Here is a 1,534-nt window from a genome sequence, read left to right on the forward strand (position 1 = left end):
TAAAATCGAGGGTATGTTGTCTGGCCCTACCCTTGGCTAAAGCTTCATAAAGAGGTTGAGGTTTGAGAGTCAGAACACGGGCATGGGTCGGCGAATGAGTACATTGAGAGCGAACAGGACAAGCAGCGCAATCGGGCCGACGAAAGCGTACTTGAATGGTCGGATTGCCATAATTATCCGAGCGTTGATGCCAAGATTTGCTGATGTGGCCCTGCGGACAAGTAGCATGGCGATGCTCCCAATCGACCTTAAAACAAGAAAGCTCAAAGCCCAGCTTAGCTTGTTCTTGCCAACTAGAGTCAGGCGGTACAGGGCCAAGGAGCTCAATACCTAATTGTGTTTCGCTCGTGAGCAAGTGCTGAGCATCAACATAAGCAGTATCAACAATATGTTCTTGTGGTAACAAGTGTTTATCAGCTAAACTTTGATGAATCACCTGAGTCATTTCGACATCTCCAATGGTTGCAGGTGTCGTTTCAACATTCGTAATTAGATGAGGTAAATCTCGATCGCAAGTTTCTGTAAGATGTACTGTATAACCTGTCCAATTGGTATCTCTTTTTGTCCGATTGCGAGCCTCGATATCATAAGGGGAAGTAATTAACTGCTTGTGGGGCGGTAAATTATCAGCTGATCGCCAATAAACTTTGCCGGACGACCACCCATATTGCTGTATCCAGACACAGCGTAAAATTTCTACAGCTTTGAGCTGACGTAACCATTCAGGACTCAAAGGGTCATACAAAGCCGACAATAAGTGATGACCATCACAGCCAATAGTCAATAGCAAGCTTTGTTTTTCGGTTTCAGATTTCGGCAAGCGATATTGCTCAAATCTCGTGCCATAACGCTCAGACCAATCCTGATTAACTACTGTTAATAACCATTCATCAGCCACAGTTGCTAGCTGATTTAAAGCATGACGTAAAGTTTCTCCAACGCATTCGAGGCGGTTCATTTTACGGATGGCTCCGATGACATGGGTCGAGTCTGTTCTGGCTTTCCCTCTGGCTTTGAGCCATCCCTTATCTTGAAAATGTGCTAGCATTTTATCGAGTAATTGACTTTCACGTCCCGCAGCAATTAACCGACTTCTCCATTCACTTAAAACTGAATAATCAAAGCCGCTATCAGTAATTTCTAGTCCCAAAGCATACTTCCAATCTATACGACTTCTCACTGCTTCTGCTGTTTGTCGGTCAGTCAATCCCTCGGCAAATTGCATCACACTGATTAATGCTAATTGCCCTGGTGATAAAGCACTTTGACCACAGTCGGCTCGAAACAAGGTGATAAAGTCAGTATCTTCGTACAACACTCCGAGTTCGTCGCGCATTTTCATATATGGATTTCCTTTGGGAAAGGAGGTTCGTGCAACAGTTGCTGTCATTTCTGGAATCGATGACCAGTTGCGGGGGTGAAGAGTCATAATAGATTATTTAATATGCTGCGTGATTACACAATCATTCTGCCTATTCAGGACGGCGATGTCTGAGGGGTGAAACCCCTCAGACATTCGCCAACAGTCTCTTTC

At 44.7% G+C, this 1,534-nt stretch carries 1 protein-coding gene; it reads right to left on the minus strand.

From position 1 onward, the window contains the following. A partial coding sequence (locus QT979_RS28795; RefSeq protein ID WP_333312378.1) for a transposase occupies positions 1-1,429 on the minus strand: 1,429 nt, incomplete at its 3' end. Positions 1,430-1,534: the final 105 nt, after the last annotated feature.

The organism is Microcoleus sp. w2-18bC1, from assembly GCF_036700365.1.
In the GTDB taxonomy this organism is placed as follows: domain Bacteria; phylum Cyanobacteriota; class Cyanobacteriia; order Cyanobacteriales; family Microcoleaceae; genus Microcoleus.